Origin of the sequence: Streptomyces sp. NPDC058335, from assembly GCF_042723915.1 — a bacterium.
Taxonomy (GTDB): domain Bacteria; phylum Actinomycetota; class Actinomycetes; order Streptomycetales; family Streptomycetaceae; genus Streptomyces.
In genome coordinates this window covers 22,382-44,192 of the sequence record NZ_JBHXHX010000032.1, presented here as the reverse complement: position 1 = coordinate 44,192, position 21,811 = coordinate 22,382, and the positions used below count along the sequence as shown (strand labels likewise).

The window sequence follows — 21,811 nt, the reverse complement described above, 5'->3', positions numbered from 1 at the left end:
CGAGAACGGCGAAAGGGCGGGACATGCTCGACGTACGCGGCCTGAACAAGGTCTACGAGGGGTCCGGGCGGCGGGTGGAGGCGGTACGCGACCTCACCTTCACCGTCGACGCCGGTGAACTGGTCTGTCTCGTCGGCCCGTCGGGCTGCGGCAAGACGACCCTGCTGAAGTGCATGGGCGGACTGCTGGCGCCGACGGCCGGTGAAGTCCTGCTGGAGGGACGGAAGGTGACCGGGCCGCCGCCCGGCATGGCGTTCGTGTTCCAGGAGTACGGGCGCAGCCTCTTCCCCTGGATGCGGGTCGGCGAGAACGTCGAACTTCCTCTGAAGCAGAAGGGGTCGAGCAGGGTGCGGCGGCGGGAGCTGGTTGCCGACGCGCTGGAGTCGGTCGGCCTCGCGGACGCCACGGGGGCGTACCCGTGGCAGCTCTCCGGCGGTATGCAGCAGCGGGTGGCCATCGCGCGCGCCCTCGCCTACGAGCCCAGGGTGCTGCTCATGGACGAGCCGTTCGCGGCGGTGGACGCGCAGACCCGCGCCGACCTGGAGGACCTGGTGCGGGGGCTGTGGCAGGAGCGCGGGATCACGATCCTGTTCGTCACGCACGACATCGACGAGGCCGTGTACCTCGGCGAGCGGGTGATCGTCCTGTCCGCGTCCCCGACGGTCGTACGGGAGCAGCTGACGGTCGATCTGCCGTCCGGGCGCGACCAGTTGCACACCCGGGTCGCCCCGCGCTTCGCCGAACTGCGCACCCACGTGTACGAGCAGATCCAGGCGGCCAAGCGCGGCGTCCCGGCGCGGGACGCGCCGGTGCAGCGGGACGCTCTCGTGCAGGCGGACGCTCCGGTGCATCCGGATGCTCTGGTGAAGGCGGACGCTCCAGGGGAGCCGGACGCGAGGGCGGACCCGCCGTCGTCCCGCTGACCCGGGCGCCGTCGGCGACCTGAACGCCGACGGTGCCCGGTCAGTCCTCGGGAGCGGGGACCACGCTGAGGTGTCCCGCGGTGCGGCGCGGACGCCGTACCCGGCGGGGCGCCGGTGCGGGCGCCTCGCGCAGCACCATCGTCAGCCGCGTGTACCCCATCTCACGCAGGGTCCGCGGGGTCTCGCAGACGATACGGCACTCGATGGCGGCCCGGCGCGGGTCGGGGTGGAGCAGGGTGCGGACGGCCCCGTCGTGCTCGACGGCGTCCTCACCCATGGCGCGGACCCAGTGCGGCAGGCCCTGCCGGTACGCAGCCTCCATGAGGGGGTCCTGGGCGATCTCGCGGCGGATCGTCTGCAGGACGGGGTCGTGACCGTGCCGTTCGAGGGTCTCGGCGAACCGGGCGAGCATCGGCAGGCACCAGCCGGCCTCGTGGTCGCCGAGGACCGAGGCCGCGTCCGGGTGGAACAGGACGAACCGCAGGAAGTTGTCGTCCGGCAGCGCCGTCGGATGCGGGCCGACGTCCCGGAAAAGTGACGCGAAAGCGGCGTTGGTGAGGACGACGTCCCAGCGGTGGTCGAGCACGACCGAAGGGAACGGCACGGCCTCCAGGTACGTGGCGTAGTCCCGTAGATAGGACCGGGCCTCGGGACTCTCGGGGACGGGCCGCGGTGCCGGCCGCTGCCCACCTGCCTGATATGCCATCGGGAGGTCACCCCTCTTGCCTCTGCGGCCTTCACACGGCGTGCCGATCCTCATGCCCGGCGCGCGGTGTGTCAACTATCGTGGCATTCGACGCTCGTTGACGGCTGAAATTGGCCACAGTTGTGGCGAGACCTGGATGTGAGTTCGAAAGACCGGTTACTCTCCGGGCAGTTCACGGCGATCGCGTGTGCCCGTGAGAGGCTCGTGAGAGACGTAGGAGACCTGTCGGTGACGGATGGCTTCGAGGTTCCGGGCGCCACGGCGACGGTGCTGCTGTCGGCCGTCGTCGCCCGTGTCACCGCTCTCGCCGACCGGCTCGGCGTGCCGCCTGCGGAGGTCTTCGGCACCGGACGGCTGTCCGTCGCCTCCGGTGTCCCCGAGTCCGTGGTCAAGGCCCTCCTGAGCGGCCGTCCGGCGGGCGAGCCCGATGTGCAGGCCCGGTTCCTGCAACGCCTGGATCTGCTGCGCCGCACCCGGCTCAAGCCCAACGGCCGCAAGTACACCCAGCAGGAGATCGCCGACGGCGCCGGCATGTCGCGCCAGCAGGCGGGCGCCCTCATCAACGGCGACCGCCGCCCCACCATGGAGCACTGCGACGCCCTCCAGCGCTTCTTCCGCGTGCACGCCGGTTTCCTCACTGCCGAGGACCCCGAGGCACTGGCGGGCGCCCTCCAGCACATCGAGCAGGAGCTGCTCCAGAAGCTCGCCGCCCGGGAGGCCGCCGCGGCGGCCGCGGATCCGCTGGAGCGCCTGCTCCAGGACCACGGAGTGCGCGGGATCGCCTGGCGGGCCGCCCAGCTTCCCACCGATCAGCACCGCGACAAGGTCGCCGAGTGGCTGGACATGCTCCTGGAGAGCGTGAAGCGGCCCGAGTCGTGAGCCGGGGGAGAACCAGGAGAACCGTGGGCATCGCCAAGGACATGCGCCGTCTGTGCGGCGAACTGGTCGGGGAACTGACCCTGCCCGCCCCCGCCGCCCCGGCCGACCTGTACGCGGCCCTGTGCGACGGCATGAGCCGCCGCCGCGGCCGCCCGGTCACCTTCCGTACTGCCGCGTTCCCGCCCGGCACCGCCAGCGGTCTGTGGCTCGACATGGCCGACCAGGACCTTGTCGTGATCGAGGAACGCACCGCGCCCGACCACCAGTTGGTGATCCTCGGCCACGAGCTGTGGCACATGAAGGCGGGGCACTGCGGCCACCATGTGGAGGGCGCCGCCGTCGCGGCCCGGCTGCTCCACGACGAAGCGGACCTCCGGGCGACGGTCCGCAAGGTCGCCGCGCGCACCCGGTTCGACCAGGCCGACGAGCGGGACGCGGAGAGCTTCGGCCTGCTCCTGGCCAGCAAGTGCCGCACCTGGCTGGCCGGTTCGTCGCGCGGACGCGGACAGCGCGATCACCTGGCGGGCCGGATCGAGGCGGCACTGGGATACCTGGGCCCGCAGGACCGGGCCGGCGGCTGAGCGGGCCGCGCCGATCGCTGCGAAGACCTTCAGGTCGCGCTGCGCTCGCCGGCCTTCTTCAGATCGCCTTCCCCGGCGGCGGGTGACACGCCCGCGCCGGGCCGGCCGTCGCGCAGGAGGCCACGCCAGCGGTCGCGGCTCCAGTCGGCGGGGGCCGTCGTGCGGGTGAACTCCTCGACCAGGGCACGGAATCGGGCCGGGTCGGTGTGGAACGGGAAGTGCCCCGCGCCCTCGAAGATCTCCAGCCGGCTGCCGGGCATCGCCTCGTGCGCCGCGTACGCGTGCCGGACCGGCACCACGCTGTCCCGGTCGCCCCACAGCAGCATGGTCGGCATGCCCTCGGTCAGATAGCAGCGGTCGAGCATGGTGACGACCTGGCCGCGCCAGTCGACGACCGCGCGCAGGGTGCGGACGAAGGCGTTGCGCGAGGTCTCGTCCGGCAGGGCGTCGACAAGGGTGAGCAACTCGGGGGCGTCCTGCCCCAGATCGGTGTCCAGGAGCTTCATCAGCCGGACCGCGAGGCCGACTTGGAGGCGCATGCCGGGCAACCGCAAGGCGGAGAGCGCCAGATGCGCGCCGGGCAGCGACACCAGCCGCAGCCCGGGATTGACCTCACGGCCGACACCGCCCGCGCTGACGAGGATGAGGCGCTCGGTGCGCTCGGGGAACTGGTAGGCGAACTGCATGGCCACTCCCCCGCCCAGGGAGTGACCGACCAGGGTCGCCGACTCGACGCCGAGCGTGCTGAGCAGGTCCCGCAACCCGTTGGCGTAGGCGGCCACCGAGTAGTCGGCGCGCGGCTTGTCGGAGGCGCCGTGGCCGAGGAGGTCGGGGGCGATCACGGTGTGCGTGCGGGCGAGGTCGGGGATCAGCTCGGCCCAGGTGGCGGAGGAGTCCCCGATGCCGTGGACGAGGACCAGCGCGGGTCCCTCCCCGGCCATCCGGAAGGCGCGCCGGTAGCCGTGCAGGACATGGTGGCGCACCTGGAGTTCGCCGTCGCCGACCCGGCGCAGCCGTGCGGCCCGCGCGGGGCGGTGCTGCGGGGCGTCGACCACCCGTTCGCCTCCCGTCATCTTGGCCTCCGGCGGTCGGCCGAAAGCCCTTCCTTCCAGCGTAGGGACGCTTTGCCCCAGGGGGTTTCGGCGAGGTTTCGCCTCCGCTAAGCGGGCGAACCGCTGCCGGGGAAGGCCGGATTGTCAGTGGTGGACGGCAAGCTGGGAGGTGCGCCGCCGTACGGGGGCGTACGCGCCGCGGGGCGCGTGGGAGACGACGCCGACACGGGGAGAGCCGACCGATGCCCACTGCCGTACTGACCGACCGCGAGCGCACCGCCGTGCAGGCCTACCTGCGGCTGCTGCACACCGTCCGGGCGGCGTTCGGGGACGACGCCGACGGCCCGCCGTACGGCCGTCGGCCGCCCGTGGTTCCGCCCGCCGTCCTCGCCGAGGCGGAACGGGCCCTGGCGGACGCGGGACTCGCGGGCAACGAGGAGGAGTTCTTCCGCCTGCTGCACAGCTGGTTCCCGGACCGGTGACGGCCGGGCCGGGGCGGTGACGGGTCGGGCCGGGGCGGTGACGAGTCGGACCGGGGCGGTGACGAGTCGGACCGGGGCGGTGACGAGTCGGACCGTTGACGGCGGGGAGGGACCGATGACGGGGGGGCCGGCATCCGGAACGGCGGGCGACTGGGACGGTCGCGACCGGAGGGGAACAGTCCGGCACGGCGAAGACCGGCGCGGCGGCAAGGGCGGCAGCGACCGGGCTGTGACGACCGGCGCGGTGCCGACCACGCGGTGGGGAGCGGCGGGGTTCAGCCGTGCGGGACCGTGATCGCCGTCGCCACCAGTCCCCGCGCCACGGTCCAGCTGCCCTCGAAGTGCCCGAGGCGGCAGCCGTCGACCACCGGTCCCGGGACGAGGAGGCGGGCCCGCAGGGTGCCCCGGGTGGCGCCCGCGGGCCCGGCGTCGATCTCGATGTCGGCCTCGCTGAAGTCCAGCCACTTCCGGGTGAGGGGGAACCACGCCTTGTAGACGGACTCCTTGGCGCTGAACAGCAGCCGGTCCCAGTGCACCTCGGGCCGGTCCGCGGCCAGCCGGCGCAGCCGTTCCTGTTCCGCGGGCAGCGCGATGGCGGACAGGACGCCGTCCGGGAGCGGCTGGTGCGGTTCGGCGTCGATGCCGAGCGAGGCCAGGTCGGCGGCCCGGACCAGGGCGGCCGCGGCGTAGCCGTCGCAGTGGGTCATGCTGCCGGCCAGCCCGGCCGGCCACGTCGGGGCGCCGCGTTCGCCGGGCAGCACGGCCTGCGGGGGCACGCCGAGCTTCTCCATGGCGCGTCGGGCGCAGGAGCGCACGAGGGTGAACTCGCGGCGTCGTTTGGCGACGGCCCGCGCCACCAGCGCCTCCTCCTCCGGGTACAGCGGACCGTCGCCGAACTCGCGGACGCCGTCCTCGCCGTGCGCCTCGACGGCGACCACCGTCTCCGGCAGCAGCTCCTCGATCACGCGCTCTCGCCCTCCCAGGGCAGGATGCGGCGCAGCCGGCCCGGCGGCTGCGGGCGCTTGCGCCACTCGCGGGGATAGCCCACCGACACCTCCTCGAAACGGACGCCCTCGTGCCAGGTGGTCCGGGGGATGTGCAGATGGCCGTAGACCATGGCGGCGACGCGGAAGCGGCGGTGCCAGTCGGCGGTCAGCCGGGTGCCGCACCACATGGCGAACTCGGGGTACCACAGGACGTCGGTGGGGTGCCGGTCCAGCGGATAGTGGTTGACGAGGACGGTGGGCAGGTCCTCCGGGAGGGCGGCGAGCCGGCGCTCGGTCTCGGCGACGCGGGCCCGGCACCAGTCCTCGCGGGTCGGGTAGGGGTCGGGGTGCAGCAGGTACTCGTCGCTGCACACGACGCCCGTCCCGTGCGCGTACTCCAGGCCCTCCTGCTTGGTGGCACAGCCGGCCGGGAGGAACGAGTAGTCGTACAGAAGGAACAGCGGGGCGATCGCGACGGGGCCGCCGGGGCCCTCCCAGACCGGGTAGGGGTCCTCGGGGGTGATCACGTCCAGCTCGCGGCACATCTCGACGAGGTGCTCGTAGCGGGCGACGCCGCGCAGGGTGACGGTGTCCTTGGGGTGGGTCCACAGTTCGTGGTTGCCGGGGGTCCAGACGACCTTGCGGAAACGGCTTGCGAGGGTTTTCAGGGTCCAGTGGATGTCGGCCACGGTCTCCGAGACGTCACCGGCGACCAGCAGCCAGTCCTCGTCGGTCTCCGGGGCCATGTTCTCGACCAGGGCCCGGTTCTCTGGATGGCCGATGTGCAGATCACTGATGGCCAGCAGCTGCCCGGCACCACCGGCCGTCGACGTCACCCTGTGCTCCCGTTCCCCGACTCTCACCCGTCACCGCGCACGCGGGATCGACACCGCGGCCCTCCCATCCTTACCGCGCTCGCGCCCCATACGAACATGATCGGAAAATCCGTAACACACGCGTTGCACGCGGCACCTTCGGGACCCCGTATGATCGCCCCAACACCACCGCCCCGACCTCCCGTCGCGCAGGGCGGTTTGGTGTCCCTCCACTCCCCCTGCCCGGGCCGGGCCTGCTTCGCCCTGCCCGCGAACCGTGAAAGGTGGCCTGCATGGTCTCTCGCGTACGCGTCTGGCTCAACCGCACGTACGCGGAGAACGTGTTCTTCATGGATCAGCTGCGGCGAAATCCGAGCGACCGGGCCGTGGACATCCATGCCACGCACGGTGACGCCGATTCCCCCGTCCTGGCCGCCGCCGACACCGCCGAACTCGAGCCGGAGGGCCTGTCCCCCGCCGGGTACGTCGAGTACGCCCTCGACCAGTGCCGCCGCCGCGGCATCGACGTGTTCGTGCCCCGGCTGCACCAGGCGGCGATCGTGGCGCACCGCGCCGACTTCGCCGCGGCCGGTACGGCGCTGCTGGCACCGCCGCCCGAGGCCGTCGCCGTCTTCCACGACAAGGTGATCGCCTACGAGGCCGTGCAGGCGATCGGCGTGCCGGTGCCGCCGTGGCGGCGGGTGCGGACGGCGGACGAACTCGTCGCGGCCGTCGACGAGTTGGAGGCCGACGGCCACAGGGCGTGCTTCAAGCCGGCGTCCGGCGCGGGCGGGGTGGGCTTCCGGATGATCACCCGCGCGCCCTTCTCGCTGTCGCAGCTCAGCGGCTTCCCGACGCCGTACGTCCAGCTGGACATGGTCGTCGAGGCGCTGGAGCAGGCCGGGGAACAGGTGGACTGGCTGGTGATGCCGCGGCTGGAGCAGCCGGAGGTGTCGGTGGACTGCCTGACCGGCCCCGACAACCGGATCCGGCTGTCCATCGGCCGGACCAAGAACGGCCGCCGCCGGGGTTTCACCCTCCAGGAGCAGTGGCTGGAGCCGGCCCGGCGGATCGCCGAGGGCTTCGGGCTGCACTACCTGTCCAACATCCAGTTCCGGATGTTCGGTGACGTGCCGGTCCTGATGGACGTCAACACGCGTCCGGCCGGCGGGCTGCACCAGCTGTCCCTGTGCGGGGTCAACGCCCCTTGGGCCGCGGTGCAGTTGGCGCTGGGCGAGGACCCCGGTGAGATCGTTCCGCCGTTCCTGGGGCAGGACTACGCGATCGTGTCGGGGCCGCGGCAACTGCGCGCGGTGTCGCTTCCGCAGCAGCGGGTGGAGGAGACGGAGCCCTTGCCGGCGGCCGTGCCCGCGCCGGTCGACTCCGTCGAGGTGAGCCAGGCGGCACAGGCGCTGCCGCTGTAAGCCTCCGCAGGCCTCTGGGCCTCACCGGTATGGACCGGTTCGGCGGATCGCCTTGACAGCCGGATTGGTCCATACCGACTTGGGTTGCGCGCCCCAGCGCCTCTCTGCACTCCCGAACACCCCCATTCCTTCGGGGAAATCGCGTGCGCACCCCTTCCTCAGACGTTCCCCACGTCGCCTCCTCGCCCTGCTCGGCGCCGCCGCCCTCGCCCTCTCCGGGGCGGTGGCACTGCCCGGCACCGCTCAGGCGGCCGACATCCTCGGCAACCCCGGCTTCGAATCCGGCGGCCTCTCCCCATGGACCTGCTCCGGCGACCTCGGCTCGGTCGTCTCCTCACCCGTGCACAGCGGCACCAAGGCCCTTTCCGGCGCCGTCAGTTCGAGTGACAACGCCCGGTGCGCCCCGGACCGTCGCGGTACAGCCCGGCACCGCGTACACCCTGAGCGGCTGGGTGATCCGCGACTGGGCCAACAGCCGGTACATCGCCCGGCTCGCCTACTGGTCCGTCAACCGCGACCGTCCGTGCCCGGGTGGCGGAGTGACCAGCGACTGCTCCGTAATCAGCCAGACGACCTGGCAGTTCACCTCCATCACGGCCGACTTCACCGGCTGAACCGGCCGCCGCGAGAGATCCGAAGTCCCCCGGACGAGAAGTCCGGGGGACTTTTTCTCTCCCGGGGTGTATCAGGGGCCGGGGTGCGCGCTCTTAACGGTGTAACACCGAAGGCCCACGGAGGATCCACGGGGGACGACGGGGGTCATGAGGACCTCCGTGGGAGCAGCACAGCACCAGAGCACCACCGCACAGGAACCGACGGGGGACCACGGGGGAAGTCGGGGATCGACGGGGGATCCCCGGGGAACGGGGGATCGGGCCGGCCGGCCGCTGTCACGGGGAGCGACCGGCCGGCCCGAGCACGTCAGAGGCGCCCCGACCCCCGGTGCAGCTCCAGCTCGCCGCCCAGCTCCACGGCGAGCACCGTCGCGTACGGGTCGAGGTCGGAACCGGCGGGCGGCTCGATCCACAGCACTGGCAGGGTTCAGCCTCCGGTGGCGGTACGGCTCAGACGGAGTGTCAGGATCTGGAAGGGCCGCAGCTGTACGGGGACGCCGCCCTCGCCGTCGGTGACGGCCGTCTCCAGCGGTCGTTCCAGCAGGTCCGTGACATGGGCGCCCGTGAGGGGGAAGCCGGTGCGCAGGGTCCCGGTGGCCCGGCCGCCGCGCGACTCGTAGAGCCGGACGACGACATCGCCGGACGCGTCGTCGGCGAGCTTCACCGCCTCGACGGTGATGCCCTCGCCGTCGACGGAGACGACCGGGGCGGGCGCGCCCGCCGCGTCGGCCCTGCGCAGCGGCAGGTTGAGGGCGTAGCCCTCGGCGACCGCGTCGCCGATCGTGGCGCCGGGGAGCAGGGAGTACGTGAACCTGTGCCTGCCCTGGTCGGCCTCGGGGTCCGGGATGCGCGGGGCGCGTACCAGGCTGAGGGCGACCGTGGTCGTCGTACCGCCGTCCTCGCGGACCGTGCGGGAGACGTCGTGGCCGTATGTCGAGTCGTTGAGGACCGCGACGCCGTAGCCGGGTTCGCCGATGTGCACCCAGCGGTGGCCGCAGACCTCGAAGCGGGCCGCCTCCCAGCTGGTGTTGGTGTGGGTGGGCCGCTGGACATGGCCGAACTGGATCTCCGCGGAGGAGTGCGCCGCCCGGACGTCCACCGGGAAGCCCGCCTTGAGGATCTTCTCGGCCTCGTGCCAGTCGATCTCGGTCTCGAAGTCGATGCGGGGGCTGTCGGCGCGAAGGGTGATCGTCTGTGTGATCGTCGAACCCTTGCCGAAGGAGCGCGTGACACGGATCGAGCCGACCAGAACGTCCCGCTCGACGACCGTCATGGACTCGACGTCCAGGAGTTCCGTGTAACGGTTCTTGTAGTGCTTGTCGATGTCCCAGGCGTCCCAGTAGTTGGGCAGGTCCGTGTGGAGGCGGAGCAGGTTGCCCCGGCCGGCGAGGACTTCGCGCTGGAAGCGCCGGTCGAGGACCGAGGCCAGGGTGCCGTCCTCGGCCAGCTCCACGCGGACCAGACCGTTGTCCAGGACGCGGTCCTCCACGATCACGATGCCGCCCGGCCGGTCGTTGGAGAGGGGGGCGCTTCCGTTCGCCGGTACCTTCACGAATCCGGTCCCGCCCTCCCGGTCACGCACCACCTCGCGCCGCTCGAACGGGCTGGTGTTGAAGTACCGGGTCTCCCCGGAACCGCCGCCCAGTGCCGCGACCGCCTCTGCCGTCAGCGCCTCCAGCTCCTCGGCGACACGGGCGTACTCGGCCTCCGCCTCGCGGTGCACCCAGGCGATCGAGGAGCCCGGCAGGATGTCGTGGAACTGGTGCAGCAGCACCGTCTTCCACAGCCGGTCGAGCTTCTCGTACGGGTACCCGTACCCCGGCGCGTGCAGTGCGGCCGTCGTGGCCCACAACTCGGCCTCGCGGAGCTTGTGTTCACTGCGCCGGTTGCCCTGCTTGGTGCGGGCCTGGGAGGTGTACGTGGCACGGTGGAGCTCCAGGTACAGCTCGCCGTTCCAGACCGGGGCGTCCTGGTACTCCTCGCGGGCCTTGGCGAAGAACGCGTCGGGGTGCTCGACGACGACCTTCGGCGAACCCTCCAGGTCGGCGAGCCTGCGGGCCCGTTCCATGATCTCGCGGGTGGGGCCGCCGCCGCCGTCGCCCCAGCCGAAGGGGGCCAGCGAGCGGGTGCCGGCGCCCTTCTCGGAGTAGTTGCGGACGGCGCGGTCCATCTCCTCGCCGCTGAAGCGGGCGTTGTAGGTGTCGACCGGCGGGAAGTGGGTGAAGATGCGGGTGCCGTCGATGCCCTCCCACCAGAAGGTGTGGTGGGGGAACTTGTTGGTCTGGTTCCAGGAGATCTTCTGGGTGAGGAACCAGTCGTTGCCGGCGAGCTTGGCGAGCTGCGGGTAGGCGGCGTTGTAGCCGAAGGAGTCCGGCAGCCAGACGCCCTTGGTCTCGATGCCGAAGTGCTCGATGAAGAACCGCTTGCCGTGGACCAGTTGGCGGGCGATGGCCTCGCCGCCGGGCAGATTGCCGTCGGACTCGACCCACATGCCGCCGACCGGGGCCCACTGCCCCTTCCGCACCGACTCCTGGATGCGCGCCCACACCTGGGGGTAGTGGTCGCGCACCCACTCGTACTGCTGGGCCTGCGAGCAGGCGAAGATGAAGTCGTCGTACTCGTCGGCGAGCGCGGTGACGTTGGAGAAGGTGCGGGACGTCTTGCGCTTGGTCTCGCGGATCGGCCACAGCCAGGCGGAGTCGATGTGCGCGTGACCGACGCCGGAGACGGTGTGGGCGCTGGCGTGGGCGGGACGGGCCAGGACGGGCGCGAGCACCTCGCGGACTGCGGCGGCGCTGCCGGAGACGTCGTCCAGGTCCAGGGCGTCCATGGCGCGGTCCAGGGTGTGCATGATCTCGTGGCGGCGCGGCTCGTGCTCGCCGAGGTGGACCATGAGTTCGCGCAGGACCTGGAGGTCGAGGTCGAGGTGGAAGACCTGCTCGTCGAGGACGGCGAGGTCGGCGCTGCGGAATGTATACAGTGGACGGTCGCCTGCCGTCAGTACATCGCCGAGCGGCGTCGGCGCCGCGAAGTCGTTCGCGAGGATGTCCGGGTTGGAGGCCGCCTCGACCAGGTAGTCGATCGCCTCGCCGCCGGTCGCCGGGTTGCCGATCGGCACGTACTGGTTGAGCGGGTTGACCGCCTTCAGCGGGGTGCCGTCGGTCAGGTGGACCAGTGCCTCGGCCTGGTTGCCGGGCCAGTCGCCGACGAAGCCCAGGTCGATGACCGCCTCGACCCGCCTGCCGGCCCACTCGGCGGGCACCCGGCCGCGCATCCGGAACCAGGTGGTCCCCCAGGGCGGACCCCAGGGCGTGCCCATCGCGAAGGGCTCGTACGGCGCCGCCGCGGCCTCCGCGAAGGGGACCGGCTCGCCCGGCGCCTGCCAGGCCTCGACCTCGAAGGGCACGGTGGCCGCATAGACGGCGGGCTTGATGCGCTGGGTGTGGACGCGCTCTACGCGCTCCTCGATCCGGCGGCGTTCGTCGTGCATGGAAAGTCTCCAGGGAACCGGGAAGGGCGGACTGCTGGAACGGAACGTACGGGAAAAGGAGGGAAAGCGCTTACCCGCGCTTGCCGAAGGGCTTTCCGGAGGTGCTCACCCGAGATACGCCAGGCCTGGATGGACCGCGGTGTAGCCCTCGACCAGCCGACGGGCCACGTTCACGGAATCGACGAGCGGGTGCAGCGCGAAGGCCTTCACCGCGCTCGCGCGCGAGCCGGACTCGGCGGCGGCGAGCACCTCCCGCTCGACCCCCTTCACCGCGCAGACCAGGCCGGTCGCGTGCTCGGGCAGCGGGGCCACGGCCACGGGATGGGCTCCGTTGGCGTCGACGAGGCAGGGCACCTCGATGACCGCGTCCGTGTCGAGCACCGAGAGGGCGCCCTGGTTGCGGACGTTGAGGATCAGGGTGGTGCGTTCGTCGCGGGCGATGGCCCGCATCAGGGCGAGGGCCACCTTCTCGTAGCCGCCGGAGAGGTCGTCGGCGTCGCGTTCGCCGGCGCCCGCGGTCTCGCGGTTCTCGGCCATGTAGGTCGCCTCGCGCTCGGCGCGGGTGCGGTCCCAGGCGGTCAGCGCCGCCGCGTCGGGCCGGCGCATCTCCTCGTAGAACCGTGCCTGCTGGTCGCGCAGGAAGGCGCCGCGGGTCTTCTCGGCCTGCTGGTAGGCGCGCACGGTCTCGCGGTTGAAGTAGTAGTAGTGCAGGTACTCGTTCGGGATCGCGCCGAGCGACCGGAGCCAGTCGACGCCGAACAGCTTGCCCTCCTCGAAGGAGCCGAGCAGGTCGGAGTCGGCCAGCAGACGCGGGAGCTCGTCGCGGCCGGCGACCCGCAGCCCGCGTACCCAGCCGAGGTGGTTGAGGCCGACGTAGTCGATGAACGCCTCGCGCGGGTCCGCGCCGAGGACGCGCGCGATACGGCGGCCGAGGCCGACCGGCGAGTCGCAGATGCCGATGACACGGTCGCCGAGGTGGCGGGACATGGCCTCGGTGACCAGACCGGCCGGGTTGGTGAAGTTGATGACCCAGGCGTCGGGGGCGAGGCGGGCCACCCGCCGGGCGATGTCGGCGGCGACGGGCACCGTGCGCAGACCGTAGGCGATGCCGCCCGCGCCGACCGTCTCCTGACCGAGGACGCCCTCCGCCAGGGCCACCCGTTCGTCGTTCGCCCGGCCCTCCAGGCCGCCGACGCGGATCGCGGAGAAGACGAAGTCGGCGCCGCGCAGCGCCTCGTCGAGATCGGTCGTCGCGGTCACGGTGGGGGCGTCGGCCACCGTCGACGCCTGTTCAGCCAGTACACGGGCCACCGCATGCAGTCGACTGTCGTCCAGATCGTGCAGCACGACCTCGGTGACCCGCCCTTCGGCGTGGTCCGTCAGCAGCGCCCCGTACACGAGCGGCACCCGGAATCCGCCGCCGCCCAGAATCGTCAGTCTCACGCTTGCACCTTTCCTGCCAGGACCACCTCGACGCCCGCCTCCTCCAGGGAGGAACGGGTCGCCGGGTCCACCGGAGCGTTGGTCACCACCACGTCCAGGTCCTCCGGACCACAGACCTTCGCCATGCCCGTACCGGGGAACTTCGCCGTGTCCGCCAGCAGGACGACCTTTCCGCTCGCCTTGATCATGGCGCGCTTGACCGGCACCTCGACGACCGTCGTGTCCATCACCTCGCCGCCCGGCCGCACCCCGCTGGTGCCGAGGAAGAGCCAGTCGGCGTGCAGCTGGCGCAGATTGTCCTCGGTGAGGAAGCCGACCAGGGAGCGGTACTCGCGCCGGACCATGCCGCCGAGCAGCACCAGGTCGATGCCCTCGTCGTCGGCGAGTTCCTCGTAGACCACCAGGTTGCTGGTGATCACGGTGAGCCGGCGGCCGTGCAGCTGACGGGCGAGCCGGTAGGCGGTGGTGCCGATGTCCAGCAGGACCGACTGGCCATCCGTGATCATGGCCGCGGCGCGCGCCGCTATCGCGTCCTTCTCGGCCACCCGGACCTCGGCGACCTCGGCGAAGGGCTGGTCTCCCTCGTCGACGACGGCGCCGCCGTGGACACGCGTGAGCAGGCCCTCCTCCTCGAGTTTGAGCAGGTCGCGCCGGACCGTGGCGGGGCTCACGCCCAGTTGCTCGGAGAGATCGGTCACGGCTGCGGGACCGCCGGAGCGCAGGGCCCGCAGGATGAGTTGGTGTCGTCGTTCTGCCAGCACGGCGTGAACACTACTCGTCATCTTCAATCAAATCCATGCTCAGTTCTGCTCGGGTATTGACCAATCTCGCCGAGGGGCGCACGATTCCGGTCACCGAAATGAAGAGTTCTGACGAAGCACCCGATCCATGTCACGAACCCCTGATCGACCCGATGAACCCACCCGATCCGTGTGACGAAGCCACGGGTCGACGCGGTGAGCCACCCATCGAGGCGACGCCCCCGCCCGAACGAGAGGACGTTCCCGTGGACGACGACCGGCCCGACGTGCTGCTGACGGGGCTGCTGTTCTACGACCTCGTCCTCACCGGCCTGGGCAGGCCGCCCGCACCGGGCGAGGAGATCTGGACGGCCGGGATGGGCTGCGGCCCCGGCGGCATCGCGAACCTGGCGGTGGCCGCGTCGCGGTTCGGCCTGCGCACCTCGCTGGCCACGGTGTTCGGCGACGACTTCTACGGCGCGTACTGCCAGGAGGTCATCGCCCGCCAGGAGGGTGTCGACCTCTCGCTCTCCCGCGTCGCCGACGGCTGGCACACCCCGGTCACCGTCGCCCTCGCCCACGGGCAGGACCGGGCCCTGGTCACCCACGGCCAGGAGCCGCCGTACTCGCAGGACGTGCTGATGGGCGACCCGCCCGAGGCGCGCACGGCCCTGGTGCACCTGGAGGCCGAACCGCGCGCCTGGATCGGCAAGGCGGCGGCCGACGGCACGCAGATCTACGCCGACGTCGGCTGGGACCCCACCCGGCAGTGGTCCCGCGACCTGCTCGACCAACTGGCCCTGTGCCACGCGTTCCTCCCCAACGAGACCGAGGCGATGGCGTACACCCGCACCGACAGCGCCGTCGCCGCGCTCGGCACCCTCGCCGAGCTGGTACCGGTCGCCGTGGTGACGCGTGGCGGCGACGGGGCCCTCGCGGTGGACCAGACGACCGGCGAGTTCGCGCAGGTCCCGGCGCTTGACATCGATGTCCTCGACGCCACGGGAGCCGGTGACGTGTTCGGCGCGAGCTTCGTCGCGGCCTCGCTGGGCGGCTGGCCGCTGGAGGAACGGCTGCGGTTCGCCGTCCTCGCCGCCGGGCTGTCGGTGCGCCACCACGGCGGGGCGCTGGCCGCCCCCGGCTGGTACGGCATCGACCGCTGGTGGCGCTCGCTCACCGACCCCGACCTGAAACGGGCGTACGGCTTCCTCGCCGACCGGCTGCCGGACGACCCCGGCCCGCCGGTCCGCCACGCCCCGGTCACCCCACCCGCACGGACCGGCTGACCTCCCCACACCCGACCTCCCCCAGACACACGACACGCCCCCCACATGCCCCTCGTATGCGAACTCCCGAACAGATCCGAAAGGCGGTGGGAGCTGTGCGGCTCTCACGAAGAGGCCTGCTGCGCGCGGGCCTGGCCCCTGTGGCCGCCACGGCGCTGGGCGGCCTGGCGTCCGGCTGCGCCGTTCCGACCGGCTCGACCGGCCGGAACATGGTCCTGTGGTACTGGAGCGGCGGCCTGAGCGACACCGTCGTCAAGAACGCCAGGGCCCGGTACGGCAGCACGGTGAACCTCCAGGCGATCCAGATCGGCGGTTACTACCGTTCCAAGCTGATCACCACCATGGCCGGCCGCGCCCACATCCCCGACATCGCGGGACTCAAGGGCGAGGACATGGCCTCGTACCTGCCCAACGCCGACCAGTTCGTCGACCTGCGGACGCTGGGGGCGGACGCCTACAAGAGCCGGTACCTGTCCTGGAAGTGGGACCAGGGCATCGCCGACGACGGCTCGATGATCGGCTTCCCGATCGACTGCGGGCCGGTCGCGCACCTCTACCAGTACGACGTGTTCCGCACGGCGGGCCTTCCGTACGAGCCGGACGAGGTGTCCCAGGAGCTGAACACCTGGGAGAAGTTCTTCGCCGCCGGGGAACAGCTCCGCAAGCGCATTCCGGGTGCTTCTCTGCTCACCGACGTCAACGCGGTCTTCGACAACGTGGTGAACCAGGGCAGCGAGCGGTACGTCGACAGGGACCGCCACTTCATCGGTGACCAGCAACATGTGCGGCGTGCCTGGGACCTCGCCGTGGAGGCCAAGCGGCGCGGACTCGTCTCGGACCTGGTCACCGGCACCCCTGACCAGCTCTCCGCTGTCGACGACGGCAAGCTGCCCAGCCAACTGGGCGCCTCCTGGGCCACCTTCGACCTCAAGAACGGTGTGCCGAGGACCAAGGGCAGGTGGCGCGTCGCCGACATGCCGGTGCGGCCCGCCAACAACGGCGGCTCGTTCCTGTCGATCACCAAGGCGTGCCGGGAGCCCGAGCAGGCCTTCCGGCTGATCACCTGGATGCTCGACGCGAAGAACCAGGCCCAGGGTTACGTCGACGCGGGCCTCTTCCCCTCCACCCCCGCCTCCTACGGACTGAAGCAACTGCGCGACCCCGACCCGTTCTTCGGCGGGCAGGTCACCACGGACGTGTTCGGGCCCGCGGCACAGAAGATCGCGATCGCCTACAACAGCCCCTTCGACATCGCCCTCGGGCAGCCCGTCAAGGACGAGATCAAGAACGTCGGCGTCCTCGGCAAGGACCCGGACAAGGCCTGGAGTGACGCCATGAGCAAGTGCCGTCGCATCGCCGAGCACCTGGGGGTGAGCTACTGATGGCCACCGTCCCCGCACTGGAGAAGCCCCCGGTGGTCATGACGGAGATCCCCGCCGTCCAGCCGCGTAAGGGCTTGCGCAAGTACTGGCACCTCTACGCCGCGATCTCCCCCTTCTACCTGCTGTTCCTCGCCTTCGGCCTGATCCCCGTGGGTTTCTCGCTCTACCTGTCCTTCCACCGGTGGGACGGGCTGGGGTCCATGGAATGGGCGGGTCTGTCGCAGTACCGGTATCTGGTGAGCGACAGCGACTTCTGGCAGTCCATCGGGACCACCGTCGTCATCTGGGCCCTGGCCACCTTCCCCATGATCTTCCTGGCGATGGTCACCGCCGTGATGCTCAACTCGGCGGTCCGTATCAAGAACGCTTACCGCGTCGCCTTCTTCCTGCCCAACGTGACCTCCGTGGTCGCCGTCGCGATCGTCTTCGGCTCGGTGTTCTCCACCAACTTCGGTCTCGTCAACGCCCTGTTGCAGGCGGTGGGGCTGGACCAGGTGGCCTGGCTGAACACCCCGTGGGGCATCAAGGTCGCCATCGCCACGCTGATGACCTGGCAGTGGACCGGCTACAACGCGATCATCTTCCTCGCCGGCCTCCAGACCGTCCCCGGCGAACTGTACGAGGCGGCGCGCATCGACGGCGCCGGGCCGGTGCAGACCTTCTTCCGCGTCACCCTGCCACTGCTGCGGCCCACCCTGCTGTTCGTGCTCGTCGTCTCGACGGTCACCGGTCTGCAGAGCTTCTCCGAACCGCAGGTGCTCCTCCAGAACACCGCGAACGAGTCCACGTTCTCGGGCGGCCCCGGCCACTCGGGCCGGACCATGGTCCTCTACTTCTTCCAGCAGACCTTCGACAACAACGACTTCGGCTACGGCGCGGCCGTGGCCTGGGGCATCTTCCTCGTCGTCGTACTTTTCTCGATCATCAACTGGCGCCTGCTCCAGCGCCGGGACGAAGCATAGGAAGGGCCGGCACCATGGCATCCATCCACGGCCTCAAGCCGTCCCGCGCGGGCATCCGGGGGTCACGGCGCCGCGCCCTCGCCCTGCACGCCTCACTGATCACCGGCGTACTGCTGTCGGCCTTCCCGTTCTACTGGGCCGTCATCATGTCGACGCACACCTCGAGCGAGATCTTCTCGTACCCGCCCCAACTGCTGCCGGGCACCCATCTCCTGGAGAACGTCCGCAGCCTCTTCGACGCGATCGACTTCTTCGGGTCCATGGCGAACTCGCTGCTCGTCGCGACGACGGTGACGTTCCTGGTCCTGCTCTTCGACTCGCTGGCGGCCTTCGTCTTCGCCAAGTTCGAGTTTCCCGGGAAACGGTTGCTGTTCGCGTTGCTGATGCTCATCTTCATGGTGCCGATGCAGCTCCAGGCCATCCCGCAGTTCGTGATCATGGCCCGGCTCGGCTGGATCGGGTCGATGACGGCGCTGATCGTACCGGCCGCGGCAAACGCTTTCGGCATCTTCTGGATGCGCCAGTACATGAAGAGCGCCATCCACGACGAACTCCTCGACGCCTCCCGCATCGACGGCGCGAACTTCCTGCGTCAGTACTGGCACGTGGCCCTCCCGGTGGTCCGGCCGGGCCTCGCCTTCCTCGCCATCTTCACGTTCATGGGCCAGTGGAACGACTACGCCTGGCCGCTGATCGCCCTCACCGACCCCGGCAACGTGACCCTCCAGGTCGCCCTGTCCCAGCTCAACGGCACCCACGGCACCACCGACTACGGAATGGTCATGACCGGCGCGCTGCTCGCCCTGGTCCCGCTGCTGATCGTGTTCGCGATCGGCGCCCGCCAGATCATCGGGGACCTCGGAAAGGGAGCGATCAAGTGAGGGATCCCCTGCTGGCGCTCCGCCCCTGGGAGGCACCGGAGGTGACCTCCTGGGGGCGGCTGCCCATGAACGCCGTCGACCGGCGCGACGGAGCGCACTCCCTGGACGGCGACTGGCGTTTTCAGCTGCTGTCCGCGCCGGACGCGCCGGTCGGCGGTGCGTGGTCGACGGCCACCGTGCCGGGCGTGTGGACCATGCAGGACACCACCGACCTTCCGCAGTATCTGAACATCCGTATGCCGTATACAGAATTCCCGCCACTGTCGCCCGCCGACAATCCGACGGGTGTCTACGAACAGGACCTGGACATCCCGGCCGACTGGGCCGGGCGCCGGATCGTGCTCCAGGTCGGCGCAGCCGAGAGCGTGCTGCTGGTGCACGTGGACGGGCGGCCCGTCGGCGTCTCCAAGGACTCCCACCTGGCCGCCGAGTTCGACCTCACCGCTCTCGTACGCCCCGGCGCGCGGGCCGTCGTACGGCTTACCGTCGTCAAATGGTCGGACGCCTCGCACATCGAGGACCAGGACCACTGGTGGCACGGCGGGATCACCCGCTCGGTGCTGCTGTACGCGACCGACCCGCTGCACCTGGCCGACGTGACCGTACGGGCGCGCCGGGACGGGGAGCTGCGGGTCGACTGTCTGGTGCGGGACGCCGGCGGGGCGCTGCCCGGAGGCTGGTACGTCAGCGGCGAACTGGACGGGCTGCCGCTGGCACAGGACACCGAGTTCGACCGGCTGAACGCGCAGGACGAGCGGGTCTCCGCCTTCCTCGGCGAGGCACGCCTGCGCACACGCGTGCCCGAGGTGCGCACCTGGAACGCCGAGACGCCCGAGCTGTACGGCCTGACCGTGCGCCTGCACCGCGCCGACGGCACCGTCGCCGACACCTCCCGGCACCGCGTCGGTTTCCGCGACGTCGAGATCGTCGGCCGGGACCTGCTGATCAACGGCGAGCGCGTCTTCATCCGCGGCGTCAACCGGCACGACTTCCATCCGCTGACCGGGCGCACGGTGTCGTACGACGACATGCGCGCGGACCTGGTCCTGCTGAAGCGTTTCGGCTTCAACGCGATCCGCACCGCGCACTACCCGAACGACCCGGCGCTGTACGACCTCGCCGATGAAATCGGTTTCTACGTGGTCGACGAGGCGGACATCGAGTCCCACGACCACGCCCATGAGATCGCCGACGACCCGCGCTATCTGAACGCCTTCGTCGACCGGGTGTCGCGCATGGTGCTGCGGGACAGGAACCACCCCTCGGTGATCATCTGGTCGCTGGGCAACGAGTCCGACTACGGCGCCAACCACGACGCGGCGGCGGGCTGGGTGCGCCGGCACGATCCGGCCCGGCCGGTGCAGTACGAAGGGGCCGCCAAGCGCGGCTGGGCGGACCCGGACGTGGCCTCCGACATCGCCTGCCCCATGTACGCGCCGCTGGAGGACTGCGTGGCGCACGCGCTCTCCGGGCACCAGACCAAGCCGCTCGTCCAGTGCGAGTACTCGCACGCGATGGGCAACAGCAACGGCACGCTGGCCGACCACTGGGCCGCCATCGAGGCCACCCCGGGACTTCAGGGCGGCTTCATCTGGGAGTTCTGGGACCACGGCATCCTCCAGAGTGTGACGGACGGAAGACCGGCCGGGCGTGGGGGCGCCGGGCTCTACGACAGCGGCGTCGCCGCACCCGGGTACCGCTGGGCCTACGGCGGTGACTTCGGCGAGAGGGACCACGACGGCGCGTTCATCGCGGACGGCGTGGTCTTCCCGGACCGCACACCCAAGCCCGTGATGTACGAGCACCGGGAGCTGGCCGCTCCGGTGCGCCTGGAGTGTTTCCGGCACGAGGGCCTGGTGCTCTCCAACCACCAGCACTTCCGCGGCCTGGACTGGCTCGCCGCCGAGTGGGAACTGTCCCTCGCGGACGGCGCCACTCCCCCGTCCTCGGGCCGGGGGAGCCCCCGTCTCGCCACGCTCACCGCGCCGGCCGTGCTGCCCGAGCTGCGGCCGGGCGGGACGGCGGTGGTGCCACTGCCGTTCGAGCTGCCGCCCGACGGCGGCGAGGCATGGCTGACGCTGCGCGTGACGACGGCCGAGGACCTGCCGTGGGCACCGCGCGGCACCGAGGTGTGCACGCCGCAACTGCGGCTGCGGGCTGCGGAAGCTGTTACGGAAGCTGTTGCGGAAGCTGTTGCGGAACCTGTTGTTGATCCGCTTGTGCAACCGCTTGCCGGTCCGCTTCCGGAATCGGTTGTGGAATCGGTTGCCGCGCGAGGTGTGGAACCGGTTGCTGACCTGCTTCCGAAAACCGGTGTGGAATCGGTTGCTGCACCGCTTGCCGAGCCGATTGCGCAACCGGTTGCGAAACAGACGGTGGCCGCCCGGGTGGAGATCGACGCGGACGGGCTGCTGGTGCACCCGCTGCTGACCGCCGCCCCCACGCTGTCGCTGTGGCGGGCGCCCACCGACAACGACGAGCTGGGCGGCATGGCGCTGCGCTGGCGGGCCTGGGGCCTGGACGCGCTCGTGCGCAAACCGGTCTCGGTGCGCCACGACGGTGTGTCGGTGACCGTCGTCGCGGAGTACGCCGGCACCACCGAGGTCGTCCGCCACCGCCAGGTGTTCACGCCGGTCGAGGGCGGCCTGCGGATCGACGAGGAGGCCGAACTGCCCGACGCGTTCGACGACGTGGCGCGGGTCGGCTCGGTCTTCGAGACGGTCGCGGGCTTCGACCTGCTGGAGTGGTTCGGGCAAGGCCCCTGGGAGTCGTACCCCGACCGCAGCGCGGGAGCGCCGGTGGGCCATCACTCCCTTCCCGTCGACGCTCTGTTCACGCCCTATCTGCGGCCCCAGGAGAGCGGCGGCCGGCACGGTGTGCGGCGGTTCACGCTGTCCGCGCCCGACGCCACCGGCCTCGCCGTCGCACTGGACGAGCCGCGCCAGGTCTCCGTCACGCGCCACCGCGCCGAGGATCTGACGGCCGCCGCCCACCACGACGAGCTGGTACCGCGCACCGGCTGTGTGGTCCACCTCGACGCGGCGCACCGCGGGCTCGGTACGGCCTCCTGCGGTCCCGACACCTTCCCCTCCTATCTCGTCGCGCCGGGCCGGCACCGCTGGAGCTGGACCCTGCGCGTCCTCTGAACTCCCCTTATCCCTTCGC

General features: G+C 71.1%; 18 protein-coding genes and 1 pseudogene. 12 read left to right on the top strand and 7 right to left on the bottom strand.

Annotated elements, in window-relative coordinates:
- The first annotated feature begins 23 nt into the window (after window positions 1-23).
- Window positions 24-923 (top strand): ABC transporter ATP-binding protein, encoded by a 900-nt coding sequence (locus ACFWJX_RS38670; protein WP_383251475.1) that lies wholly within the window; start codon window positions 24-26, stop codon window positions 921-923.
- 40 nt (window positions 924-963) lie between these two features.
- On the opposite strand, the gene ACFWJX_RS38665 is transcribed toward ACFWJX_RS38670, so the two are convergent.
- A complete protein-coding gene (locus tag ACFWJX_RS38665) occupies window positions 964-1,629 on the bottom strand; it encodes a hypothetical protein (RefSeq protein ID WP_383251473.1) in 666 nt (221 codons plus the stop codon).
- A gap of 228 nt (window positions 1,630-1,857) precedes the next feature.
- On the opposite strand from ACFWJX_RS38665, the gene ACFWJX_RS38660 reads away from it, so the two are divergent.
- A complete protein-coding gene (locus ACFWJX_RS38660; protein ID WP_383251471.1) occupies window positions 1,858-2,508 on the top strand; it encodes a helix-turn-helix domain-containing protein in 651 nt (216 codons plus the stop codon).
- Between the two features lie 41 nt (window positions 2,509-2,549).
- On the top strand, window positions 2,550-3,089 hold the full coding sequence (locus ACFWJX_RS38655) for a toxin-antitoxin system, toxin component (protein WP_383251506.1): 540 nt from the start codon (window positions 2,550-2,552) through the stop codon (window positions 3,087-3,089).
- 29 nt (window positions 3,090-3,118) lie between these two features.
- On the opposite strand, the gene ACFWJX_RS38650 is transcribed toward ACFWJX_RS38655, so the two are convergent.
- Window positions 3,119-4,162, bottom strand: a complete 1,044-nt coding sequence (locus ACFWJX_RS38650) for an alpha/beta fold hydrolase (RefSeq protein ID WP_383251470.1) — start codon at window positions 4,160-4,162, stop codon at window positions 3,119-3,121.
- A gap of 221 nt (window positions 4,163-4,383) precedes the next feature.
- Between ACFWJX_RS38650 and ACFWJX_RS38645 the strand changes: the two genes are divergently transcribed.
- Window positions 4,384-4,623, top strand: coding sequence for a hypothetical protein (locus ACFWJX_RS38645; RefSeq protein ID WP_383251468.1), 240 nt, complete (start codon window positions 4,384-4,386; stop codon window positions 4,621-4,623).
- 275 nt (window positions 4,624-4,898) lie between these two features.
- On the opposite strand, the gene ACFWJX_RS38640 is transcribed toward ACFWJX_RS38645, so the two are convergent.
- Both ACFWJX_RS38640 and ACFWJX_RS38635 read right to left on the bottom strand, forming a co-directional pair.
- Window positions 4,899-5,588, bottom strand: a complete 690-nt coding sequence (locus ACFWJX_RS38640) for a 4'-phosphopantetheinyl transferase (RefSeq protein ID WP_383251467.1) — start codon at window positions 5,586-5,588, stop codon at window positions 4,899-4,901.
- Window positions 5,585-6,445, bottom strand: coding sequence for a metallophosphoesterase family protein (locus ACFWJX_RS38635; RefSeq protein ID WP_383251465.1), 861 nt, complete (start codon window positions 6,443-6,445; stop codon window positions 5,585-5,587). The genes ACFWJX_RS38640 and ACFWJX_RS38635 overlap by 4 nt, the downstream gene beginning before the upstream one ends.
- 272 nt (window positions 6,446-6,717) lie before the next feature.
- On the opposite strand from ACFWJX_RS38635, the gene ACFWJX_RS38630 reads away from it, so the two are divergent.
- From ACFWJX_RS38630 to ACFWJX_RS38620, 3 genes and pseudogenes are all read left to right on the top strand, one after another.
- Entirely contained in the window at window positions 6,718-7,848 is a 1,131-nt protein-coding gene (locus ACFWJX_RS38630; protein WP_383251463.1) for an ATP-grasp domain-containing protein, read from the top strand.
- Between the two features lie 124 nt (window positions 7,849-7,972).
- Window positions 7,973-8,303 (top strand): annotated as a pseudogene (locus ACFWJX_RS38625) (carbohydrate binding domain-containing protein); the annotation flags it as partial.
- Window positions 8,301-8,462: a hypothetical protein gene (locus ACFWJX_RS38620; RefSeq protein WP_383251510.1), complete on the top strand. Its 162-nt coding sequence runs from the start codon at window positions 8,301-8,303 to the stop codon at window positions 8,460-8,462. The pseudogene ACFWJX_RS38625 and the gene ACFWJX_RS38620, both read left to right, overlap by 3 nt.
- Window positions 8,463-8,889: 427 nt before the next feature.
- On the opposite strand, the gene ACFWJX_RS38615 is transcribed toward ACFWJX_RS38620, so the two are convergent.
- From ACFWJX_RS38615 to ACFWJX_RS38605, 3 genes are all read right to left on the bottom strand, one after another.
- A complete protein-coding gene (locus ACFWJX_RS38615; RefSeq protein WP_383251462.1) occupies window positions 8,890-11,952 on the bottom strand; it encodes an alpha-mannosidase in 3,063 nt (1,020 codons plus the stop codon).
- Between the two features lie 105 nt (window positions 11,953-12,057).
- Complete coding sequence (locus ACFWJX_RS38610) at window positions 12,058-13,395, bottom strand: 6-phospho-beta-glucosidase (protein WP_383251460.1); 1,338 nt, start codon at window positions 13,393-13,395, stop codon at window positions 12,058-12,060.
- Window positions 13,392-14,156, bottom strand: coding sequence for a DeoR/GlpR family DNA-binding transcription regulator (locus ACFWJX_RS38605; RefSeq protein ID WP_383251458.1), 765 nt, complete (start codon window positions 14,154-14,156; stop codon window positions 13,392-13,394). The genes ACFWJX_RS38610 and ACFWJX_RS38605 overlap by 4 nt, the downstream gene beginning before the upstream one ends.
- 245 nt (window positions 14,157-14,401) lie before the next feature.
- Between ACFWJX_RS38605 and ACFWJX_RS38600 the strand changes: the two genes are divergently transcribed.
- The 5 genes from ACFWJX_RS38600 to ACFWJX_RS38580 all read left to right on the top strand — a co-directional run bounded on the left by ACFWJX_RS38600 (window position 14,402) and on the right by ACFWJX_RS38580 (window position 21,792).
- Window positions 14,402-15,421: a carbohydrate kinase family protein gene (locus tag ACFWJX_RS38600; protein ID WP_383251457.1), complete on the top strand. Its 1,020-nt coding sequence runs from the start codon at window positions 14,402-14,404 to the stop codon at window positions 15,419-15,421.
- Between the two features lie 95 nt (window positions 15,422-15,516).
- Window positions 15,517-16,803, top strand: coding sequence for an ABC transporter substrate-binding protein (locus ACFWJX_RS38595; RefSeq protein ID WP_383251504.1), 1,287 nt, complete (start codon window positions 15,517-15,519; stop codon window positions 16,801-16,803).
- Window positions 16,803-17,765 carry a carbohydrate ABC transporter permease gene (locus ACFWJX_RS38590; protein WP_383251455.1) on the top strand — a complete coding sequence of 321 codons (963 nt, stop codon included), beginning with the start codon at window positions 16,803-16,805 and terminating at the stop codon, window positions 17,763-17,765. The genes ACFWJX_RS38595 and ACFWJX_RS38590 overlap by 1 nt, the downstream gene beginning before the upstream one ends.
- Before the next feature lie 14 nt (window positions 17,766-17,779).
- Window positions 17,780-18,646 (top strand): carbohydrate ABC transporter permease, encoded by an 867-nt coding sequence (locus ACFWJX_RS38585; protein WP_383251453.1) that lies wholly within the window; start codon window positions 17,780-17,782, stop codon window positions 18,644-18,646.
- Window positions 18,643-21,792, top strand: a complete 3,150-nt coding sequence (locus ACFWJX_RS38580; protein WP_383251451.1) for a glycoside hydrolase family 2 TIM barrel-domain containing protein — start codon at window positions 18,643-18,645, stop codon at window positions 21,790-21,792. Before ACFWJX_RS38585 ends, ACFWJX_RS38580 begins: the two co-directional genes overlap by 4 nt.
- Window positions 21,793-21,811: the final 19 nt, after the last annotated feature.